Source organism: Dyella sp. EPa41, assembly GCF_016586165.1.
Lineage (GTDB): Bacteria > Pseudomonadota > Gammaproteobacteria > Xanthomonadales > Rhodanobacteraceae > Dyella.
In genome coordinates this window covers 1-18,242 of the sequence record NZ_BCPR01000045.1, presented here as the reverse complement: position 1 = coordinate 18,242, position 18,242 = coordinate 1, and the positions used below count along the sequence as shown (strand labels likewise).

22 protein-coding genes are annotated in these 18,242 nt (G+C 65.9%); 16 read left to right on the top strand and 6 right to left on the bottom strand.

Translation table 11 applies throughout. The features are described from left to right. Window positions 1-75 precede the first annotated feature (75 nt). From sdhA to JMF82_RS14405, 4 genes are all read right to left on the bottom strand, one after another. Window positions 76-1,863, bottom strand: a complete 1,788-nt coding sequence (gene sdhA / locus JMF82_RS14420) for a succinate dehydrogenase flavoprotein subunit (RefSeq protein ID WP_201315259.1) — start codon at window positions 1,861-1,863, stop codon at window positions 76-78. A gap of 4 nt (window positions 1,864-1,867) precedes the next feature. Beyond that, on the bottom strand, window positions 1,868-2,281 hold the full coding sequence (sdhD, locus tag JMF82_RS14415) for a succinate dehydrogenase, hydrophobic membrane anchor protein (RefSeq protein WP_201315258.1): 414 nt from the start codon (window positions 2,279-2,281) through the stop codon (window positions 1,868-1,870). After that, a complete protein-coding gene (gene sdhC, locus JMF82_RS14410; protein WP_201315257.1) occupies window positions 2,278-2,673 on the bottom strand; it encodes a succinate dehydrogenase, cytochrome b556 subunit in 396 nt (131 codons plus the stop codon). The genes sdhD and sdhC overlap by 4 nt, the downstream gene beginning before the upstream one ends. Before the next feature lie 87 nt (window positions 2,674-2,760). After that, window positions 2,761-2,928, bottom strand: a complete 168-nt coding sequence (locus JMF82_RS14405) for a DUF1674 domain-containing protein (RefSeq protein ID WP_130620491.1) — start codon at window positions 2,926-2,928, stop codon at window positions 2,761-2,763. 94 nt (window positions 2,929-3,022) lie between these two features. Between JMF82_RS14405 and JMF82_RS14400 the strand changes: the two genes are divergently transcribed. Both JMF82_RS14400 and JMF82_RS14395 read left to right on the top strand, forming a co-directional pair. Continuing rightward, on the top strand, window positions 3,023-3,856 hold the full coding sequence (locus JMF82_RS14400; protein WP_236585485.1) for a folate-binding protein: 834 nt from the start codon (window positions 3,023-3,025) through the stop codon (window positions 3,854-3,856). Between the two features lie 461 nt (window positions 3,857-4,317). Next, window positions 4,318-4,752 (top strand): cell wall hydrolase, encoded by a 435-nt coding sequence (locus tag JMF82_RS14395; RefSeq protein ID WP_038616770.1) that lies wholly within the window; start codon window positions 4,318-4,320, stop codon window positions 4,750-4,752. Window positions 4,753-4,823: 71 nt separating this feature from the next. Here the strand turns inward: JMF82_RS14395 and JMF82_RS14390 are convergent, their stop codons facing one another. Next, window positions 4,824-5,276, bottom strand: coding sequence for a glycine zipper 2TM domain-containing protein (locus JMF82_RS14390; protein WP_201315256.1), 453 nt, complete (start codon window positions 5,274-5,276; stop codon window positions 4,824-4,826). Between the two features lie 11 nt (window positions 5,277-5,287). Then, complete coding sequence (locus tag JMF82_RS14385) at window positions 5,288-5,872, bottom strand: glycine zipper 2TM domain-containing protein (protein WP_201315255.1); 585 nt, start codon at window positions 5,870-5,872, stop codon at window positions 5,288-5,290. A gap of 140 nt (window positions 5,873-6,012) precedes the next feature. On the opposite strand from JMF82_RS14385, the gene JMF82_RS14380 reads away from it, so the two are divergent. The 14 genes from JMF82_RS14380 to ccmE all read left to right on the top strand — a co-directional run. Further along, window positions 6,013-6,786, top strand: coding sequence for a TatD family hydrolase (locus JMF82_RS14380; RefSeq protein ID WP_201315254.1), 774 nt, complete (start codon window positions 6,013-6,015; stop codon window positions 6,784-6,786). Window positions 6,787-6,930: 144 nt separating this feature from the next. Beyond that, window positions 6,931-7,425 carry a MarR family transcriptional regulator gene (locus JMF82_RS14375; RefSeq protein ID WP_236585484.1) on the top strand — a complete coding sequence of 165 codons (495 nt, stop codon included), beginning with the start codon at window positions 6,931-6,933 and terminating at the stop codon, window positions 7,423-7,425. After that, window positions 7,422-8,927, top strand: coding sequence for an efflux transporter outer membrane subunit (locus JMF82_RS14370; protein WP_201315252.1), 1,506 nt, complete (start codon window positions 7,422-7,424; stop codon window positions 8,925-8,927). Before JMF82_RS14375 ends, JMF82_RS14370 begins: the two co-directional genes overlap by 4 nt. Beyond that, window positions 8,914-10,116 (top strand): efflux RND transporter periplasmic adaptor subunit, encoded by a 1,203-nt coding sequence (locus tag JMF82_RS14365; RefSeq protein ID WP_201315251.1) that lies wholly within the window; start codon window positions 8,914-8,916, stop codon window positions 10,114-10,116. Before JMF82_RS14370 ends, JMF82_RS14365 begins: the two co-directional genes overlap by 14 nt. A gap of 15 nt (window positions 10,117-10,131) precedes the next feature. Further along, the gene (locus JMF82_RS14360; protein ID WP_201315250.1) at window positions 10,132-11,694 is read left to right on the top strand and encodes a DHA2 family efflux MFS transporter permease subunit; all 1,563 of its coding nucleotides are present in this window, start codon (window positions 10,132-10,134) and stop codon (window positions 11,692-11,694) included. Between the two features lie 88 nt (window positions 11,695-11,782). Further along, on the top strand, window positions 11,783-12,262 hold the full coding sequence (gene phaR / locus JMF82_RS14355) for a polyhydroxyalkanoate synthesis repressor PhaR (protein ID WP_201315249.1): 480 nt from the start codon (window positions 11,783-11,785) through the stop codon (window positions 12,260-12,262). A gap of 93 nt (window positions 12,263-12,355) precedes the next feature. After that, the gene (phbB, locus tag JMF82_RS14350; RefSeq protein WP_201315248.1) at window positions 12,356-13,117 is read left to right on the top strand and encodes an acetoacetyl-CoA reductase; all 762 of its coding nucleotides are present in this window, start codon (window positions 12,356-12,358) and stop codon (window positions 13,115-13,117) included. A 219-nt stretch (window positions 13,118-13,336) separates the two neighbouring features. Further along, the gene (locus tag JMF82_RS14345) at window positions 13,337-14,734 is read left to right on the top strand and encodes an NAD(P)/FAD-dependent oxidoreductase (RefSeq protein WP_201315247.1); all 1,398 of its coding nucleotides are present in this window, start codon (window positions 13,337-13,339) and stop codon (window positions 14,732-14,734) included. Next, entirely contained in the window at window positions 14,727-15,137 is a 411-nt protein-coding gene (locus JMF82_RS14340) for a DUF3293 domain-containing protein (RefSeq protein WP_201315246.1), read from the top strand. The genes JMF82_RS14345 and JMF82_RS14340 overlap by 8 nt, the downstream gene beginning before the upstream one ends. A gap of 84 nt (window positions 15,138-15,221) precedes the next feature. Beyond that, window positions 15,222-15,860 (top strand): cytochrome c biogenesis heme-transporting ATPase CcmA, encoded by a 639-nt coding sequence (ccmA, locus tag JMF82_RS14335; RefSeq protein ID WP_201315245.1) that lies wholly within the window; start codon window positions 15,222-15,224, stop codon window positions 15,858-15,860. Then, window positions 15,857-16,543, top strand: coding sequence for a heme exporter protein CcmB (gene ccmB, locus JMF82_RS14330; protein WP_201315244.1), 687 nt, complete (start codon window positions 15,857-15,859; stop codon window positions 16,541-16,543). Before ccmA ends, ccmB begins: the two co-directional genes overlap by 4 nt. 270 nt (window positions 16,544-16,813) lie before the next feature. Then, complete coding sequence (locus JMF82_RS14325; RefSeq protein WP_201315243.1) at window positions 16,814-17,623, top strand: heme ABC transporter permease; 810 nt, start codon at window positions 16,814-16,816, stop codon at window positions 17,621-17,623. Then, window positions 17,620-17,820, top strand: a complete 201-nt coding sequence (gene ccmD, locus JMF82_RS14320; protein WP_038616729.1) for a heme exporter protein CcmD — start codon at window positions 17,620-17,622, stop codon at window positions 17,818-17,820. Before JMF82_RS14325 ends, ccmD begins: the two co-directional genes overlap by 4 nt. A gap of 19 nt (window positions 17,821-17,839) precedes the next feature. After that, on the top strand, window positions 17,840-18,242 hold a 403-nt coding region (ccmE, locus tag JMF82_RS14315; protein ID WP_201315242.1), incomplete at its 3' end, for a cytochrome c maturation protein CcmE.

The window sequence follows — 18,242 nt, the reverse complement described above, 5'->3', positions numbered from 1 at the left end:
TCGTGCTTGCCGTAACAGCTCGCCTTGCGAGCGCCGGTACAACGTCGGGGAGCCATCAAGGCTCCCCGCTTGCGATCAGTAAACGCGCTTCTTCGGCGGGACCACTTCGACATCGCTCGTCATGGTGTACATGTGCACCGGACGGAAATCGAAGCTGGCCTTGCCGCTCTCGTCGACCGCCACCAGCGTGTGCTTCTGCCAGTGGGCGTCGTCGCGCTCCGGGAAGTCTTCGCGGGCATGGGCGCCGCGGCTCTCCTCGCGCTGGGCCGCCGAATACATGGTAGCCACGGCCTGGTCGAGCAGGTTGGCGAGTTCCAGCGTCTCGATCAGGTCGGAGTTCCACACCAGCGACCGGTCGCTGACGCCCACGTCCTTGAAGGACTCGCGTACCTTGGAGATCTTCTCGCAGCCTTCCTTGAGCGACTCGCCCGTGCGGAACACCGCGGCGTCGGACTGCATGGTGCGCTGCATTTCGGCGCGGATCTTCGCGGTGGGCTGGCTGCCCTTGGCGTTGCGCAGGCCATCGAAACGCGCCAGCGCCTTGTCCAGCACGCTGGCCGGCAGGTCCTTGTGCGGTGTGCCTGGCGTGATGATCTCGGCGCAGCGGTTCGCCACGGCGCGACCGAACACCACCAGGTCGAGCAGCGAGTTGGAACCCAGGCGGTTGGCGCCGTGCACGGACACGCAGGCCGCTTCGCCGATGGCGAACAGGCCCGGCACGACCGCGTCGACGTCGTCGCCACGCTTCTGCACCACTTCGCCGTGGTAGTTGGTCGGGATGCCGCCCATGTTGTAGTGGACGGTCGGGATCACCGGGATCGGCTCCTTGGTCACGTCCACGCCGGCGAAGATGCGCGCCGACTCGGCGATGCCCGGCAGGCGCTCGTGGATCACTTCCGCGCCCAGGTGCATCAGGTTGATGTGGATGTGGTCCTTGTGCTCGCCCACGCCGCGGCCTTCGCGGATCTCCATCGTCATGGCGCGGCTGACCACGTCACGCGATGCGAGATCCTTGGCATTCGGCGCATAGCGCTCCATGAAGCGCTCGCCGTTGGAGTTGGTGAGGTAACCACCCTCGCCACGCACGCCTTCGGTGATCAGGCAGCCCGAACCGTAGATGCCGGTCGGATGGAATTGCACGAACTCCATGTCCTGCAGCGCGAGGCCCGCGCGCAACACCATGCCGCCACCGTCGCCGGTGCAGGTATGGGCCGAGGTGGCGCTGAAGTACGCACGGCCGTAGCCGCCCGTCGCCAGCACCACGGACTGACCGCGGAAGAAATGCAAGGTGCCCTCGTTCATGTCCAGCGCGAGCACGCCGCGGCACACGCCCTCTTCGTCGAAGATGAGGTCGATGGCGAAGTACTCGATGAAGAACGTGGCGTCATGCGCCAGCGCCTGCTGGTACAGCGTATGAAGGATGGCGTGGCCGGTACGGTCGGCCGCGGCGCAGGTGCGCTGCGCGGTGCCCTTGCCGTAATGCGTGGTCATGCCACCGAACGGACGCTGGTAGATCTTGCCTTCCTCGGTACGCGAGAACGGCACGCCGTAGTGTTCCAGCTCGATGATGGCCGGAATCGCCTCGCGGCACATGTATTCGATCGCATCCTGGTCGCCGAGCCAGTCGGAGCCCTTGATGGTGTCGTAGAAATGGAAGCGCCAGTCGTCCTCGCCCATGTTGCCGAGCGCCGCCGAGATGCCGCCCTGCGCCGCCACGGTGTGCGAGCGCGTCGGGAACACCTTGGTGATGCACGCGGCCTTGAGGCCCTTTTCGGCGAGACCGAAGGTGGCGCGCAGGCCGGCGCCGCCGGCGCCGACCACGATCACGTCGTACTTATGCTGTTGGATCTTGTAGCTTTCCATGGAATCAGGCTCCCAGCGCCACGCGCAGCACCGCCATCAACGTGGCCAGCGTGCCGAGCACTGCAATGAACTTCACCAGCACCAGGAGGGCAACTTCCTTCCAGCGCGTATGCACGTAGTCCTCGATCACGATCTGCAGGCCGAGCACCGCGTGCCAGCACATGGTGAGCACGAAGGCCACCAGCAGCACCGCGTTCCACGGCTTGGCGACGACCGAGCGGGCCGTGGCGTAGTCGGCGTGCAGCATGCCGAGCACGGTCAACACGAACCAGACGCCGAGGAATACCAGCGCGGTCGCGGTGACGCGCTGCGTCCACCAATGGCCGACGCCGGACTGCGCCGAACCGAGGCCGCGGGCGCGCTTGAGCGGATTGCGCAGGTCGCTGCGCACGTCGTGCTTCTGGCCGTTCGCGCTCATGCGGCACCTCCGGAAGTCAGCACATAGGCCCACACCACCAGCGTCAACACGATGCTCACGATGATCGACAGCCAGCTGGAGCGAACGAACTGCGGGATGGCGTAACCCATGCCACCGTCCTGCAGAAGATGGCGGATGCCGTTGCACAGGTGATAGAACAACGCCCACGTCCAGCCAAACAGCAGGATCAGACCGATCGGGCTGCCGATGCAGGTCTTGAACTGGTTGTAGCTGTCTTCGCCGGTCGCGAGGGAGAACACTCCCCACAGGACGAGCAGGGTTCCGACGGATAGGGCAATGCCGGTAGCGCGATGCACGATGGATGTCACCATCTGCACCTGCCACTTATATATGCCCATGTGTGGAGAGAGCGGTCGTTGCGTGTCTGCCATGGCGGCTATCCTGGGTGGAATCGCTGATGCCCTTTACCGCCCTTCCCTATCTCCGACGACGCCGGCGCGGAGCCGGCGCGGCGAGGATCAGAAGTCGATACAGCGCCCGTTCTTTTCCCAATCGCCGTAGCGCGTGGGATCCGGGGCCGGCCGCTCAGCCGGGGTCTTTTCCGTTGCCGGAACGGCAGGCACGGTCGCTTGTTCCGCGGGAGCGGAAGCCGGCGAGGACTTTGGTTGGGAGGACGTATCGGACATGGTATGTGAAAGCCGTAAAAGCGTAATACTTGCGTAAATGCAGCACAACCTTGACGGCGAGGTGATCGTCTGACAGTAAGCGGACCACACTTGTATGGCGGACGCCCTGCCCTCACCTCGCCCATCTATGGTTACACACCACTCCGCACAGACCCTGTCGATCGAAGGCGCAGACGCTCTTGCGTTCGCCCAGGCCCAATTCAGCAGCAACGTCCAGGCGCTCGCCGTCGGGCAGTGGCAGTTCAGCGCGTGGCTTGACGCGCAAGGCCGGGTACTCGCCCTGTTCCATCTTGCCCGCGTTGCCGATGACGCCTTGCTCGTGCTGTTGCGTGGGGGCGACGCCGCGTCCATGGCGCAGTCACTGCAGCGCTTCGTATTCCGCGCCAAGGTAAGGTTGACCGCCCACGCGCCGCGGCGCCTCGGCACCGGCCCCGCGACGGACACTTACGCCGTGGCTCGTGAAGGCGATGCTTACAGGATCGGCTGCGGCGGCCACAGCCTCGTCGTTGGCGCCGAACGGGATGACGACGCCTGGCAGTTGCCGCAAGTTGTCGCCGGCTGGCCATGGCTGCCGGACAACGTGCTTGGCACGTTGCTGCCACCGGCCCTCTCCCTGGAACGCCTGCGCGCCGTGTCATTCGACAAGGGCTGCTATCCGGGCCAGGAGATCGTGGCCCGGCTGCACTATCGCGGGGGCCACAAGCGGCATATGCATTGCGTCGTATTGTCGCAGTACTTGACTGGGGGCACCTTGCTGCGCCATGGCGACGAAGGAGCGGCCCAATTGCTCGATGTCGCCCATGACGGCGCGCGCACGCTGGCCCTTGCCGTCATCGACGATCAACTCGCCACGTCGCTGCAAAACAGCACGTTCGACATCACCGACAAACGCATCACGATGCACATCGAGGAGAGCTGGTCGGCATGAAGCAAGTCCTTGCGCACACATTCGCGAACGCTTCAGACAACGTGAGCACAATGTGAATCCGAGCCGCCGGGCACTTGCCAGATCGGAAAGTCGCCACTAGTCTCCGCCAGCCAATTCAGTGGCACCCATTGCCCACGGGTGCCGACATACGCGACGAACCGGAGGGGTCCGGATCAGCGCGACCCGGCTGATAACGCCGGAGTACCAGCCGCCCTAGGCGCGGTGTAGTTGCAGGCAACGCGGTCGTCGCACCCGAACCTAAGCCGTTGCAGCACGAACAAGTTGAGAGTGGCACCGGATCAGCCGCTCGACTGGCCACAATCCCGTGGCAAACCACCTTGACCACAAGTTTCGGCCAAGGTGTTCAATCCAGATGGAACGGCCTGCCCGCCCGTCCATCGCAACGGCGCATGAAGTCACGCAGTACCGGCTTCGCGCGTACAGCACGCTGGAGGCAGACAATGAAACTTTCGATGCTGTTGTGGTTAGCGTCCGTGCTGCCCCAGCCCCTCGCGGACCAGACCTGCCTGGCCACGACGGTATATCTCGAGGCACGCAGTGAGTCGACCATCGGGCAATACGCGGTGGCCGAGGTTGCCCTTCGCCGCCGTGACCGCGGTACCTGGGGCGACAGCGTTTGTGAGGTCGTGACCTCACCGCGTCAGTTTGCGCTGACGACGACAGCGCAAAATTTCGAAGTCACCGACGTCAACTCGTGGACCAAGGCGTGGAAGATCGCTGGTGATTCCATCAGCAACTGGAGCCTGCCCAAGGGAGAGCGCACGGTATACGTGCCGCAGGCTGATCACTTCGCCACGCTTGCCGTGGCCCCGACGTGGTCGACCAAGCGCGTCGTCAAGACGATCGGCGACCACGCGTTCTACGCGGTCAACTGACCACGACCCACGCATGAAAAAAGGCCCTCGAAAGAGGGCCTTTTCTTTTGGACGTCTATACGTCCGTTACGTCAGAGACGGTACACGAGGTTGTCGCGGATCTGCACGTAGTCGCCGGGACGCACCTGCGGATCCGCCGCCTGCGTGACGGTGGCATAACGACCATCGTCAAGCTTGACGGTGACCTGCCACGCCACATCCGGGCCGCTGTTGTTCTTGCCGACCTGGTTGCCGATGGCGCCACCGGCGACAGCGCCGGCCACCGTGGCCAGTGTCCTGCCGCTGCCGCCGCCCACCTGGTTGCCAAGCACGCCACCGGCGATACCGCCGATGACCATGCCCAGCGGGGACGAGCCCTTCTGCGTCTGTATCTGGCGTACGTCACTCACCACGCCACATTGCTCGCAACGGTTGGAACTGCCGCTGTAGACCACCTGCCGCTGCGGTGGCGTCTCGCACGCGGAAAGAAGCCCCAGAACCGAAATCAATCCAACGACAGCCAAATGTCTAAGCAATGTCTGCATGGCGTGAATCCTCAGTGAGCGTCGGAAACGGCTACCACACCTTCCTGTACCTGCAGCTTGTCGCCCGGATCGTGATCCATGCGCACCGTGCGGGTGACACCGTTGTACTCGTAACTCACATCGTACGCCACCACCTTCTCACCACCATTGCCCTGCACGGTTTCGCAGCGTCGCTGCGTGGTCTGCGTGGTGGCATTGCGCTGGTGATTCGCCTGGATTTCGTGACCGGCGTAACCACCACCGACGGCACCTGCCACCGTGGCCAGCGTGCGACCCTTGCCGCCGCCGATCTGGTTGCCCAGCAAGCCGCCGGCGACCGCGCCGATAGCGGTACCCGCGATCTGGTGCGTATCCTGCACGGGCTTGTGTTGCGTCACGACCTCGTCATGGCACACCTGCTGCGGCGCTGACGCCTGCTCGCGCACTGGCGTCACGCTCAGGACGCGCGCGTACTTCGGCCCGCTCTGGCTCGCGGCCTGTTCCGCCGTGGCACCCACGCCACCGTCGGCATTGGCGTCGCGGTTGCACGCCGAAAGGCCAAACACCAATACAGCGCCCATGCCCACATGCAGCGCCGACGCGACCAACCTGTTCATAATGCTCTCCTGTCTGGACCGGCGGAGCACCCCGCAACCGCCTCGATCGATCCTTACGTGACACCAATTGAACCCTTGATTCACTGAATGCTCGCTTAGATCACAGCCAACCATTTTCAACGGACAGGAAGCCTTAATCTGTGCTCGAACTCACTGACAGCCATGCGCATATCGATGATGCCGGCTTTGCCGCCGATCAGGCCGCCATGTTCGAGCGCGCACGCGACGCAGGCGTCCGGCACATCGTGGTTCCCGCCGTCGACCGGGCGTCATGGCCCCGGATTGCCGCGCTTTGCGACGCAAACCCGCAGGCATACCCCGCCTACGGCCTGCATCCCATGTTCCTCGACCAGCATCGGCCGGAGCACCTGGATGAACTGCCGGGACAACTGGAAACCCACCGCGCGGTGGCGGTCGGCGAGATTGGGCTCGACTATTTCGTTCCCGAACTGGATCCTGAACGACAGCGCGAGTACTTCCATCGTCAGCTGCGCATCGCCCGCGATCTCGACCTGCCGGTGGTCGTCCATGCGCGTCGCGCCGTGGACGAAGCCACATCGACCATCAAGCGCATCGGTGGCTTGCGCGGCGTGGTGCACAGCTTCTCCGGCAGCGAACAGCAGGCCCAGCGGCTTTGGGACATGGGCTTTCATATCGGCATCGGCGGCCCGGTGACCTACGAGCGCGCGCAGCGCCTTCGCCACATCGTCGCGACGATGCCGATCGATCGCCTTCTGCTGGAAACGGACTCGCCCGACCAGCCCGGCGCATGCCATCGCGGCCAGCGCAATGAGCCCGCGAACCTCACCGAGGTGCTTCAAGTGATCGCGCAACTGCGCGGGGAGAGCGAAGAAGCGATCGCCTCCGCCACGACGGCGAACGCGAGTTCCCTGTTCGGCTTCACCCGCGCTTGACCCGCCCGCATCGTTTCGTGAACCCGCGATTCGCCGCGCGTTGACGCGGCACTTGTGATCTTCCGTCCAGGCCGTGTACCGTAATATTTCACCAGTGAAATATTCCTTGATGAAATGAGCAGTCTCCGCGAAGGGCTCAGCCGCATGGATGCCGGGATCGCCCGCGTGGGCGAAATGATCCCGGAGGCTCCGCAGCAGGAGGTCCGCCTGACCCGCCTGCTTCTGCTGGTGGGTGGCACGCTGCTCGGCGAAGTCGAGGCTTACCTCAAGCCACACGGGCTCAACGACAGCGATTTCCGCACGCTGATGGCGCTCTACAGCAGCCCGGAGGGCGCCACGCCCAGCGAACTGTGCGGTTTCGCGCAACAAGGCGCCACCAACATGACGCGCATCGGCAATGCGCTGGTGAAGGCCGGACTCGCCGCACGCTCCCACAGCGCGGAAGACCGGCGGCGCATCGTTCTGAACATCACCCCGTCGGGAAAGCGCCTGGTGCGCAAGATCCTTCCGCCGCTCTTTCCCAAGGTGCTCGGTGCCTATGCCTCGTTGAGCGCGGGCGACAAGCGCACGCTCGAGCGCCTGCTGCGCCAGGTCGCGCTGAACATCGACTCTCTTCAATCTTCGGATCCCAGCTCATGAGTTCACGTGTTCCGATCCGCCACGGCCAACTGCCACGCGTGTTGCTGGCCTGTGCAGTCGCGCTCGCTTTCGCCGGGTGCTCCATCCCGGCCAGGCTTGGGCACCCCGCCATCCGCGACGACGTCCCGCTCGCCGGCCTCGATGCCGGTCATCGCGCAGGCTGGCCCGACGCCGAATGGTGGCGCCAGTACAACGATCCTCAGCTGGACTCCCTCATCGCCCTCGCGATGAAGGGCTCGCCGGATATCGAGCAGGCGCGCTCCCGCGTCGCCTCTGCGCAGCAATCGATTCGCGCCGCGACGGCGCAGGCCGGGCTCAGCGTGAACGGCAGCGCGCAGGTCCAGCGCCAGCGCCTGAGCGAGAATGGGCTCATTCCGCCGAAATTCCTCGGCTTCACCTGGTACAACCAGGGCGACATCGGCGCACAGGCGCAGTACGACTTCGACTGGTGGGGCAAGAAACGCGCGACCATCGAATCGGCCGTGGACCAGGCCCACGCCGCCGAGGCGCAACACAGCGCCGCAGCGCTGGCGATCCAGAGCACGGTGGCCGACACCTATTTCGGATGGCTCGCCGACGAGGCGCGCACCGGCATCGCGCAGCAAGGCGTGCAGACGCAGGAGCAGCTGTTGCGCATGGCCGAACTGCGGGTGCGCCAGGGCGTCGATCGTCCGGATACCGTGCAGTCGGCGAAAGCCCAGCTCGCCGCCACCCGGCAGATGCTGGTGGCACTGCAGAGCTCGGCGAAGATCCGCCAGGCCGCGTTGGCCAGCCTGGTGGGCGTCGCTCCCGCGCAATTGCCGCCGCTGCAACCTCGCGCCCTGCCCGACGTCACGGGCGGCCTGCCCGACAACGTGGGCGTGGACCTGATGGCGCGACGCGCCGACATCGCCGCCAGCCGCTGGCAGGTGGAAGCGGCGCTGCGCCAGACCGACGTGGCACGCGCGGAGTTCTACCCGGACATCAGCATCAGCGCGATGGCCGGGCTCTCCAGCATCGACCTGGACAAGATGTTCAATGCCGGCAACCGCGTGTTCGCGCTGACGCCGGCGCTGCATCTGCCGATCTTCACCGGCGGGCTGCTCGAAGCGAACTACGGAGTGAGCAAGGCACAGCTCGATGCAGCCGTCGCGCAGTACAACAGCACGGTGCTCGGAGCCGCGCGCGATGTCGCCACGCAGGGCCTCACCGCGCAGCAGCTCGAAGGCCGCCGCAAGGAACAGGCCAGCGAGATCGCCGCGAACCAGGCCCTGCTGGCCAATGCGCAATCGCGCGTGCGCCGCGGCGTCAGCGACCAGCGCGAAACCCTCGCCGCGAAGGGACAGCTGCTGCAGCAGCAGGACGACGAGCTCTCCCTGCATGCGCAGGCATTGTCCACCGACATTTCGCTGATCAAGGCCCTCGGCGGCGGCTACCGCGCCGTGACGCCGGAACAGGCCGCCAGCGACACCTCATCTTCCGCATCGAACCTTTCCGGAGACGCCGCCCATGAGCGCCACTGATTCCAACGCCAAACCGCAGGACAATGACAGCGGCATGGCCGCGAAGGATCCGGCCAAGCGCCGTCGCGCACTGCTGATCGTGGCGGCCGTATTCATCCTTGCCGCGGTCACCTGGGTGCTGTTGTGGCTGTTCGTGTTCTCCACCCGGGAGAAAACCGACAACGCCTACGTGGGTGGCAACCAGGTGGCGATTTCCGCCCAGGTGCCAGGCACGGTGGTCGCCATCCTGGCGGACGACACGCAGCGCGTCGAAGCCGGCCAGGTGCTGGTGAGGCTGGACAGCACCGATGCCGACGTGCGCCTGCAGCAGGCCAGCAGCGCGCTCGCTCAGGCCGTTCGCCAGGTTCGCCAGCAGACCGACTCCGCTTCCAGCGCCGACGCCCAGGTCGCCAGGGCGAAGGTGGACCTGAAGAAGGCACAGGCCGATCTTGCCCGCCGCCAGCCGCTGATCGCCGAACAGGCCGAGGCGCCGGAGGTGGTGCAGCACCTGCGCGATGGCGTGGACCAGGCGCAGGCCGCGCTGGATGCCGCGCAGGCGCAGGCGCAGGCGGCGCATGCAGCCATCGAGGGCACCGTGGTCACCAACAACCCAGCGGTGGAACAGGCGCGCGCGAACTTCCGCGCCGCGTGGATCGCCGCGCAGCGCAACAGCATCTACGCGCCGGTGACCGGCTATGTCGCGCAGCGCAGCGTGCAACTGGGCAACAGCGTGCAGCCAGGCCAGCAGTTGATGACCGTGGTGCCGCTGCACGACCTGTGGGTCGACGCCAACTTCAAGGAAAACCAGTTGCGCCACATCCGCGTGGGCCAGCCGGCGAAGATCGAATCCGACGTCTACGGCGGCAGCGTGGAGTTCCACGGCATGGTGGTCGGCCTGGGCGCCGGCACCGGCAGCGTGTTCTCACTGCTGCCGGCGCAGAACGCGACCGGCAACTGGATCAAGGTCATTCAGCGCGTGCCGGTGCGCATCGCACTGGACGACAAGGAGCTCGACCAGCACCCGCTGCGCGTGGGACTGTCCACCGAAGTGACCGTGGACATCACCAACGACAAGGGCGCGATGATGGCGCCGCAGGGCAGCGGCCAACCGATCGCGCAGACCGATGTCTACGAGCAGATGGCCAGCAAGGCGGACGTGGAGGCCGAGAAGATCATCAAGGCGAACGTTCGCCAGGGCGACGCGGACTGACACGGATACGCCGCCATGGCCGACCAATCGAACGAAGAGAAGACCGCCGAAGGCTTGCCGCCTTTGCACGGCACCGCGCTGGTCCTGCTGACCATCGCCGTCGCGTTCAGCACCTTCATGGAGGTGCTGGACATGACCATCGTGAACGTCGCGGTGCCGCATATCGCCGGCAGTCTCGGCGTGAGCGCCAGCGAAGGCACCTGGACCATCAGTTCCTATTCGCTGGCCAGCGCGATCATGCAGCCGCTCACCGGCTGGATCGCACGGCGATTCGGCGAGGTGAAGACCTTCGTCGTCTCGGTGATGCTGTTCGTGGTGTTCTCGATGATGTGCGGCCTGGCCACGTCGATGCCGATGCTGGTGATCGCGCGCCTGATGCAGGGCGCCGGCTCCGGCCCGATGGTGGCGTTGTCGCTCACCTTGCTGCTGGCCAGCTACCCCAAGACCAAGCAGGGCATCGCGCTCGCCTTGTGGGCGATGACCGTGGTGGTGGCGCCGATCTTCGGCCCGATCCTGGGCGGCTACCTCACCGACAACTTCTCCTGGCCGTGGATCTTCTACATCAATCTCCCCGTGGGCATCGCCGCGGGTGTGATCACCTGGACACTGCTGCACAAGCGTGAGACCAAGACGTTCCAGACGCCCATCGACGTGATCGGACTGGTGCTGCTGGTGGCTGGCGTGGGCTGCCTGCAGTTCATGCTGGACAACGGCAACGACCACGACTGGTTCTCCTCGCCGATGATCACCACGCTGGGCCTGATCGCGCTGGTCTGCCTGGTCTTCCTGGTGGTGTGGGAGCTGCACGCCAAGCACCCGGTGATCGACCTCGGCCTGTTCCGCCAGCGCAACTTCACGGTGGGCGTGACGGCGCTTTCGCTGGGCATGTTCGCCTTCTTCGGCATCAACGTGGTGTTCCCGCTGTGGCTGCAGACGACGCTGGGCTACACGGCGACCTGGGCGGGCCTGGCCACGGCACCGGTGGGCATCCTCGCCTTCCTGTTGTCGCCGGTGCTGGGACGAAACATGCACCGGCTGGAACTGCGGGGCGTGGTGACCTTCTCGTTCATCATGTTCGCGGCCACCTCGTATTGGTTTTCCACCTTCGACAGTTCCGCTTCGTTCAGCTCGCTGGTCCTGCCACGCTTCGTGATGGGCATCGCGATCCCCTGCTTCTTCATCCCGCTCAACCAGATCTACCTGGCCGGGCTGCCCGCGGACCAGATCGCCAGCGCCTCGGGCCTGGCCAATTTCTTCCGTACGCTGGGTTCCAGTGTTTCCACGGCGGTCACGGTCACGCTGTGGCAGCACCGGGGCATCCTGCACCACGCCACCCTCACCGAATACGTGGCGCCATCCAACCCGGCCGCTACCCAGGTGTTGCAGGGCTTGCGCCACGGTGGTTTCGGCCAGGCGCAGGCCCTGGGGATCGCCGACCAGCTGGTGAACCGGGAAGCGCTGACCCTCGCCGTGAACGACATCTTCTGGATGTGCACGGTGTTGTTCGTGCTGCTGATCCCCGTGCTCTGGTTCGCCAAGCCGCCCTTCGGCAGCGCTGGCGGCGCGGTAGGTCACTGATATTTAACGATTGCTGCACTCCCGGGTGCAGCATGACCTTAGTCACGGATGGCTGGTGCGCCGCAATACCTTCTGCTAGTTTGTGTGCATGGCACAAACGATCCGCATCATCAAGAAGTATCCGAACCGTCGGCTCTACGACACGGAAATCTCCAGCTACATCACGCTGGAAGAAGTCCGTCAGCTGGTGCTGGACGGCGAAACCTTCGAGGTCCGCGACGCCAAGAGCGGCGAGGATCTCACACGCTCGGTGCTGCTGCAGATCATCTCCGAGCACGAGGAAAAGGGGCAGCCGATGCTGTCGCCCCAACTGCTCAGCCAGATCATCCGTTTCTACGGCGATTCGTTGCAGGGCTTCATGGGTCCCTACCTGGAACGCAGCCTGCAGGTCTTCCTTGACCAGCAGCAGCAGTTCCGCACCCAGCTCAACAGCCTGCTGGGCCAGACGCCCTGGTCGATGCTCAACGACCTGACCGAGCGCAACATGGAAGCCTGGCGCAACATGCAGCGCGGCCTGCTCGATACGGCGAGCCAAAGCCAGACGCCTCGCGGCAACAAGAAGCCCTGAACCTCCGGCCGGCAACTTTCGCCGGCCATTCCGTTTCATACGCCGCTGCAGCACAACACGTGCTGCCCTGCGGCATGTGCACGAGTCCTTCACATGAGTTCTTCCGCCTCTCATCCGCGCGTTGCCATCGTGACCGGAGGCATCGGCGGCCTCGGCACGGAAATCTGCCGACAGCTCGCGCAGGCCGGCCGCCAGGTGATCGCAGTGGACCTGCCCGCGCGCGAAGAGCGTTTGCACGCTTTCCAGCGTGAGCTGGCCGATCTGGACGGCGCGGTGAGGTTCGAGCCCGTTGACGTGAGCCAGTTCGAGAGTTGCGCCAGCCTGGTCGAGCGCGTGCGGCAACAGCATGGCAGTGTCGACATCCTGGTCAACGCCGCCGGCATCACGCGCGACACCAGCCTGCGCAAGATGACCCCGCAGCAATGGCACGAGCTGATGCGGGTGAATCTCGACGGTGTGTTCAACATGTGCCGCAACGTGGTCGAAGGGATGAGCGAGCGCGGCTTTGGCCGCATCGTGAACCTGAGCTCGGTGAACGGCCAGACCGGCCAGTTCGGGCAGACCAACTACTCCGCCGCCAAGGCCGGCGTGCATGGTTTCGGCATGGCGCTGGCGCGTGAAACCGCGCGCAAGGGCGTCACCGTGAACACCGTCTCGCCCGGCTATTGCGACACCGCCCTGGTGGCTGCCGTGCCGCAAGACATCCGCGAGCAGATCATCTCGGACATCCCGGTGGGCCGACTGGGTTCGCCCGGTGATATCGCGCGCGCCGTGGCCTTCCTGACCGCCGATGACGCGGGCTACATCACGGGCGCGAACCTGCCGGTCAACGGCGGGTATTTCATGAGTTTCTGAGCAGCTCGGTCTCGGGCGCCACTCGCCTCGTCCATCCCCGCGGTCCGAATACGGCGTCGCCGACGTCGCGCGCCCGGCCATGCCAGCCGTGATACACCCCGAGACCTGCGCGCCCACGCCGACTTCAGGGCCTGACCCGACGCCACTGCGCCACTTCGCCTGCACCAAGGCAACCCGCTACTCTTGGCGCCGACGCGTTGACCACTCCAGCGGAGCCCCATGGCGCAGCAAATCACCCTTATCGGCGGCGGCCTGGTTGGCGCGTTGCTGGCCCAGCAGCTCGCGGGACGTGGTTTCAAGGTAGACGTTTTCGAAAAGCGCCCGGATCCGCGTGTCGCCGGTTTCGTGGGTGGTCGTTCGATCAATCTGGCGCTGGCCGAACGTGGCCTGCACGCCTTGCGCCAGGCCGGCCTGGCCGATGACGTGCTGCAGCGCGCGGTGATGATGCGCGGCCGCATGGTGCACACGCGCGACGGGCGTTCGGGCCTGCAGCGCTATGGCGTGGACGATAGCGAAGTGATCTGGTCCGTCTCCCGCGGCGCCCTCAACATGTTGCTGCTGGATGCCGCCGAAACGGCTGGCGTGCGCTTCCACTTCGGGCAGTCGCTGGTCGATGCGGATTTCGACGCGGGTCGCATCAGGCTGGCCGACGAAAGCGGTGCCTCGCGTGACATCGACGCCCCGGTCGTGATCGGCGCCGATGGCGCCGGCTCGGCCCTGCGGGCAGCGATGAATCACCACGCCCCGCTGGGCGAACGTGTCGAAGCGCTGGGGCACGCCTACAAGGAACTGGAGATTCCACCCGCTGGCACGCTTCCCGCCGAACTGGTCGATCGCAGCGGCGGCCATGACCAGTTCGCGCTGGAGCCGCATGCCCTGCACATCTGGCCGCGCGGCGGCTACATGTGCATTGCCCTCCCCAACACCGAGGGCAGCTTCACCGTCACGCTGTTCCTTCCCGCGCAGGGCGCGCACCCGAGCTTCGCCACGCTGCCCGACGCCCGTGCTGCCCGCGTGTTCTTCGAGCACGATTTCCCGGACGTACTCCCGCTCGTTCCCGATTTCGCCAACGACTACGACAGTCACCCGGTCGGAACGCTGTCCACCCTTTACCTGCAGCGGTGGCACCTCGGCGGGCGGGCCCTGCTCGTGGGCGATGCCGCGCACGCCATCGTCCCTTTCCACGGCCAGGGCATGAACTGCGGCTTCGAGGACACCGTCGTGCTCGCGTCGCTCATGGCCGAGGCTCCGGGCGATACGACGGACGTGTTTGCCCAATTCCAGCGGATACGCCAGCCCAACAGCGACGCGATCGCCGCCATGGCGCTGGAGAACTACGTGGAGATGCGCGATTCGGTGGCGGACCCGCACTACCTGGCCAAGCGCGAACTCGGTGCCCTGCTGGCCGAACGCGCGCCGCAGCACTTCATGGCGCGCTATCGCATGGTCACGTTCACGCACCTGCCCTATGCCTACGCCTACGAGCGCGGGCGCGCGCAGGACGTGCTGCTGGAACAATTGCTGCGCGGCTCGACGCAGGCGGGCTCGGTCGACCTGGATGCCGCCGCCGCCACCCTTCGGGCTACCCTGCCGCCGCTGCCCGACCTGCATGGATGAGGCGCTGCTCGCCGCCTACCGGAGCACCGACTACAGGGTGCGTCTCGGTGGTGGCGGACACGCGAGCATCCACGTCGACCAGCCACTGCCGGCATTGCTGGTCCCTACGGTGAATGGACATGCATGGGGATTTCTCACGGCGTGGAACCCACGTTCACGGCCGCACTCGCCTGCATGGAACCACCAGGCCCAACGGCTGCTGTTGCGCGCGCTGCGCGAGTTGCCGGCCACCCGCCTGATCGCCGCCGGAGTCGGCGTCGGCACCGGCCAGTGGAAAGAGCGCAGCCTGTTCGTGGTGGGTCCGGATGTCCGGCAGCTCGACGCGCTGGCCCGCCGCTTCGAGCAGCACGGCTACGTCTACGGGCGCGGCAACGGCATGGCGCGGCTACGGTTGCCACCGTGACCTCGCGCGCCCTCCACGCGCCGAGCCGCTTGGCGGCAGCACGCCGCATGGACAAGCCTGTCAGCGTTTGCGGACAATCGCGCGATGACTAATCTGTCTGCCACTGCCCCGATCCTGCTGGAAGCACGAGGGCTCGCCTTCTACCGTCAGGACGAACCGGTGTTCGGCCCCTTGGACTTTCGCCTGCGCGAAGGTGAAGTGGCGCTGGTCGAAGGCGACAACGGCAGCGGAAAAACCACCTTGCTGCGCATCCTGGCCGGTTTGCTGCGCCTGGACGAGGGCGAGCTGCGCTGGCGCGGCCTGCCCTGGCGGCGTGTGGAGCACTTGGGCGACACGCTGTTCCTGGGGCACCACCTCGGCTTGAAGAGTGATCTCAGCGCCCGCGAGAACCTTGCCGTCGCCGCCGGTACCTATGGCACCCGCCACGGACGCGACGTGGCCGGCGTACTGTCCAGCATCGGTCTCGACGGTTATGAGGACGAACCCGTGCGCCGCCTGTCCGCCGGCCAGAAGAAACGCGCCGCCCTCGCCCGTCTGCTGCTGCTGCCGGCAACGCTGTGGCTGCTGGACGAGCCCTACGCCAATCTCGACCGCACCGGCATCGACCTGGTTAACCGCCTGCTGGCCGAACACTCCGCCGAAGGCGGCGCCGCACTGGTCACCAGCCATGGCGCGGTGAGTTTCCTGGGCGGCGAACCGACACGGGTGCGCATGCACGCATGAGCCACGCGACGCTTGCTTCCGCCTGCGCCGCCGTGTTGCGCCGCGACCTCACCCTGGCCTGGCGCCGCCGTGGCGACATCACCATGCCGGTGCTGTATGCGCTGATCGTGGTCACCCTGTTCCCGTTCGCGCTGGGCCCGGAAGACGCGCTGCTGCAGCGCATTGCCGGCGGCGTGGTGCTGTTGACGATGCTGCTCGCCATGCTGCTCGCGCTGGACGCCATGTTCCGCAGCGACATCGAGGACGGCTCGCTCGAACAGTTGATGCTCTCGCCGCAGCCGCTGGCGCTGATGCTCGGCATGAAGATCCTGGCGCACTGGATCACCACCGCGCTGCCGCTGATCGTGGTCGCGCCGCTGCTTGCCGGCATGCTGCACCTGCCGGCGCCGGTGATGCCGGTGCTGGTCTATGCCTTGCTGCTCGCCACGCCGCTGCTCAGCCTGCTGGGCGCGGTGCTGGTGGCGCTGACGGCCGGTAGCCGGCGCTCTGGTATGCTGCTGGCCCTGATGCTGCTGCCGCTTTGCGTGCCAGTGGTGATCTTTGCCGCCGGCGCCGTCGCCGCGGCACAACAGGGGCTGCCGTGGCTCGCTCCCATCGCCTGGCTGGGGGCCGCGCTGGTCATGGCCCTGGTGCTGGCGCCGCTGGCCTGCGCCGCCGCCCTTCGGATAGCTCTGGATTCATGAGAACCTGTCTATGCCTGTTCCATACCCCGCGTTGACGCTGAGCGCGCGCCAGCTGGTGGTGCGTGGCGCAGCGCCTGACTGGCCGGTCAGGTCAAGCCAGGCGCCACCAGCTGGCGCGCGCTCAGCGTCAACCCCGCGGGCCGGGTCTGTTTGCACGCCGCCCTGCGTCATCACTCATTCGTGTATCGACATACACTCCATTCGTTCTTCCTGGTCCTGCGGGCAAGCAGATCCCGGCGCGGGGCATGGAACAGGCATAGACAGGTTCATATGGCCAACTGGATCCCCTTGTGGGTGCACAAGCTCAGCTCGCCGCCGAACTTCTACCGGTTCGCCGGCGTCCTTCGTCCTTGGGCATTGGGGCTGGCCCTCGTGCTCGGCGCCATCGCGCTGTACGGCGGCCTGGTGCTCGCTCCCGCCGATTACCAGCAGGGTGACGCCTACCGCATCATCTTCATCCACGTGCCCAGCGCCTGGATGAGCCTGTTCATCTATGGGGTGATGGCGGTGGCCGCCTTCATCTCGCTGGTGTGGCGCATCAAGCTGGCCGAAGTGGTGGCGATGGAGTCGGCGCCGATCGGCGCGGCATTCACCTTCATCACCCTGGTGACCGGCTCGCTCTGGGGCAAGCCGATGTGGGGCACCTGGTGGACCTGGGACGCCCGCCTCACCTCCGAACTGGTGCTGCTGTTCCTGTATCTCGGCGTGATCGGCCTGTACCACTCGTTCGAAGACCGCCGCCAGGGCGCACGCGCCGCGGCTTTCCTCGCCATCATCGGCATCATCAACGTGCCCATCGTGCATTTCTCGGTGAACTGGTGGAACACCCTGCACCAGGGCTCCACGGTGCGCATCCTCGGCCCGTCGAAGATGAGCAGCGACATGCTGTGGCCGCTGCTGACCATGATGTTCGCCACCAAGTTCTATTACATCGCGAGCCTGTTCGGCCGCGTGCGCACCGACCTGCTGTCGCTGGAAAGCGGCAAGGACTGGGTGCGCCAGATAGCCGAAGCACAGGGCGGCGCGAGTGCCGCGGGCGCAGGACGCGCGAGAGCGGCCGAGAAGGAGAGCCAGCGATGACGCCGTTCTCGTGGGACCACTTCATCGCGATGGGTGGCTATGCCGCCTATGTGTGGCCGTCGTTCGCGCTGTTCTTCATCGTGCTGATCGCCGACTACCTCAGCCCCGGCTTCCGTCGCCGCCGCCAGCTGCGCGAACTGCGCGGACGCATGGCGCGACAGGCCGCGCGACAGCAACGCAACCCTTCAGTGCCATGACGGGCACCTACTGAGTCTTATGAATCCCACCCGCAAGCGCAGGCTCATCATCGTTCTCCTCGTGGTCGCCGCCGCCGTCGTCGCGGTCGGACTGACCGTGTTCGCGCTGCAGCAGAACATGAACTACCTGTTCACCCCGAGCCAGGTGCAGACGGGCGAGGCGCGCAGCTACAAGACGTTCCGCCTAGGCGGCATGGTGAAGGCCGGGTCGATCCAGCGCAGCAGCGACTCGTTGAAGGTCACGTTCACCGTGGTCGACGCAAGCGGCTCGATGCCGGTGGAATACACCGGCATCCTTCCCGACCTGTTCCGCGACAACCAGTCGGTGATCGCCACGGGCCACATGGACAACGCGCGTTTCATCGCCACCGAAGTGCTCGCCAAGCATGACGAAACCTACATGCCCAAGGAGCTGAAGGACG

What these genes read in the sequence shown, in the direction of transcription:
- JMF82_RS14365 (WP_201315251.1), top strand. Translation starts at nt 8,914, where the DNA reads ATGAGCGCCACTGATTCCAACGCCAAACCGCAGGACAATGACAGCGGC.
- JMF82_RS14325 (WP_201315243.1), top strand. Translation starts at nt 16,814, where the DNA reads ATGGCCAACTGGATCCCCTTGTGGGTGCACAAGCTCAGCTCGCCGCCG.
- JMF82_RS14385 (WP_201315255.1), bottom strand. Translation starts at nt 5,872, where the DNA reads ATGAACAGGTTGGTCGCGTCGGCGCTGCATGTGGGCATGGGCGCTGTA.
- sdhA (WP_201315259.1), bottom strand. Translation starts at nt 1,863, where the DNA reads ATGGAAAGCTACAAGATCCAACAGCATAAGTACGACGTGATCGTGGTC.
- JMF82_RS14400 (WP_236585485.1), top strand. Translation starts at nt 3,023, where the DNA reads ATGGCGGACGCCCTGCCCTCACCTCGCCCATCTATGGTTACACACCAC.
- JMF82_RS14390 (WP_201315256.1), bottom strand. Translation starts at nt 5,276, where the DNA reads ATGCAGACATTGCTTAGACATTTGGCTGTCGTTGGATTGATTTCGGTT.
- JMF82_RS14360 (WP_201315250.1), top strand. Translation starts at nt 10,132, where the DNA reads ATGGCCGACCAATCGAACGAAGAGAAGACCGCCGAAGGCTTGCCGCCT.
- sdhD (WP_201315258.1), bottom strand. Translation starts at nt 2,281, where the DNA reads ATGAGCGCGAACGGCCAGAAGCACGACGTGCGCAGCGACCTGCGCAAT.
- sdhC (WP_201315257.1), bottom strand. Translation starts at nt 2,673, where the DNA reads ATGGCAGACACGCAACGACCGCTCTCTCCACACATGGGCATATATAAG.
- JMF82_RS14370 (WP_201315252.1), top strand. Translation starts at nt 7,422, where the DNA reads ATGAGTTCACGTGTTCCGATCCGCCACGGCCAACTGCCACGCGTGTTG.
- JMF82_RS14405 (WP_130620491.1), bottom strand. Translation starts at nt 2,928, where the DNA reads ATGTCCGATACGTCCTCCCAACCAAAGTCCTCGCCGGCTTCCGCTCCC.
- JMF82_RS14345 (WP_201315247.1), top strand. Translation starts at nt 13,337, where the DNA reads ATGGCGCAGCAAATCACCCTTATCGGCGGCGGCCTGGTTGGCGCGTTG.
- phbB (WP_201315248.1), top strand. Translation starts at nt 12,356, where the DNA reads ATGAGTTCTTCCGCCTCTCATCCGCGCGTTGCCATCGTGACCGGAGGC.
- JMF82_RS14375 (WP_236585484.1), top strand. Translation starts at nt 6,931, where the DNA reads ATGGATGCCGGGATCGCCCGCGTGGGCGAAATGATCCCGGAGGCTCCG.
- JMF82_RS14395 (WP_038616770.1), top strand. Translation starts at nt 4,318, where the DNA reads ATGAAACTTTCGATGCTGTTGTGGTTAGCGTCCGTGCTGCCCCAGCCC.
- phaR (WP_201315249.1), top strand. Translation starts at nt 11,783, where the DNA reads ATGGCACAAACGATCCGCATCATCAAGAAGTATCCGAACCGTCGGCTC.
- JMF82_RS14340 (WP_201315246.1), top strand. Translation starts at nt 14,727, where the DNA reads ATGGATGAGGCGCTGCTCGCCGCCTACCGGAGCACCGACTACAGGGTG.
- ccmA (WP_201315245.1), top strand. Translation starts at nt 15,222, where the DNA reads ATGACTAATCTGTCTGCCACTGCCCCGATCCTGCTGGAAGCACGAGGG.
- ccmD (WP_038616729.1), top strand. Translation starts at nt 17,620, where the DNA reads ATGACGCCGTTCTCGTGGGACCACTTCATCGCGATGGGTGGCTATGCC.
- ccmB (WP_201315244.1), top strand. Translation starts at nt 15,857, where the DNA reads ATGAGCCACGCGACGCTTGCTTCCGCCTGCGCCGCCGTGTTGCGCCGC.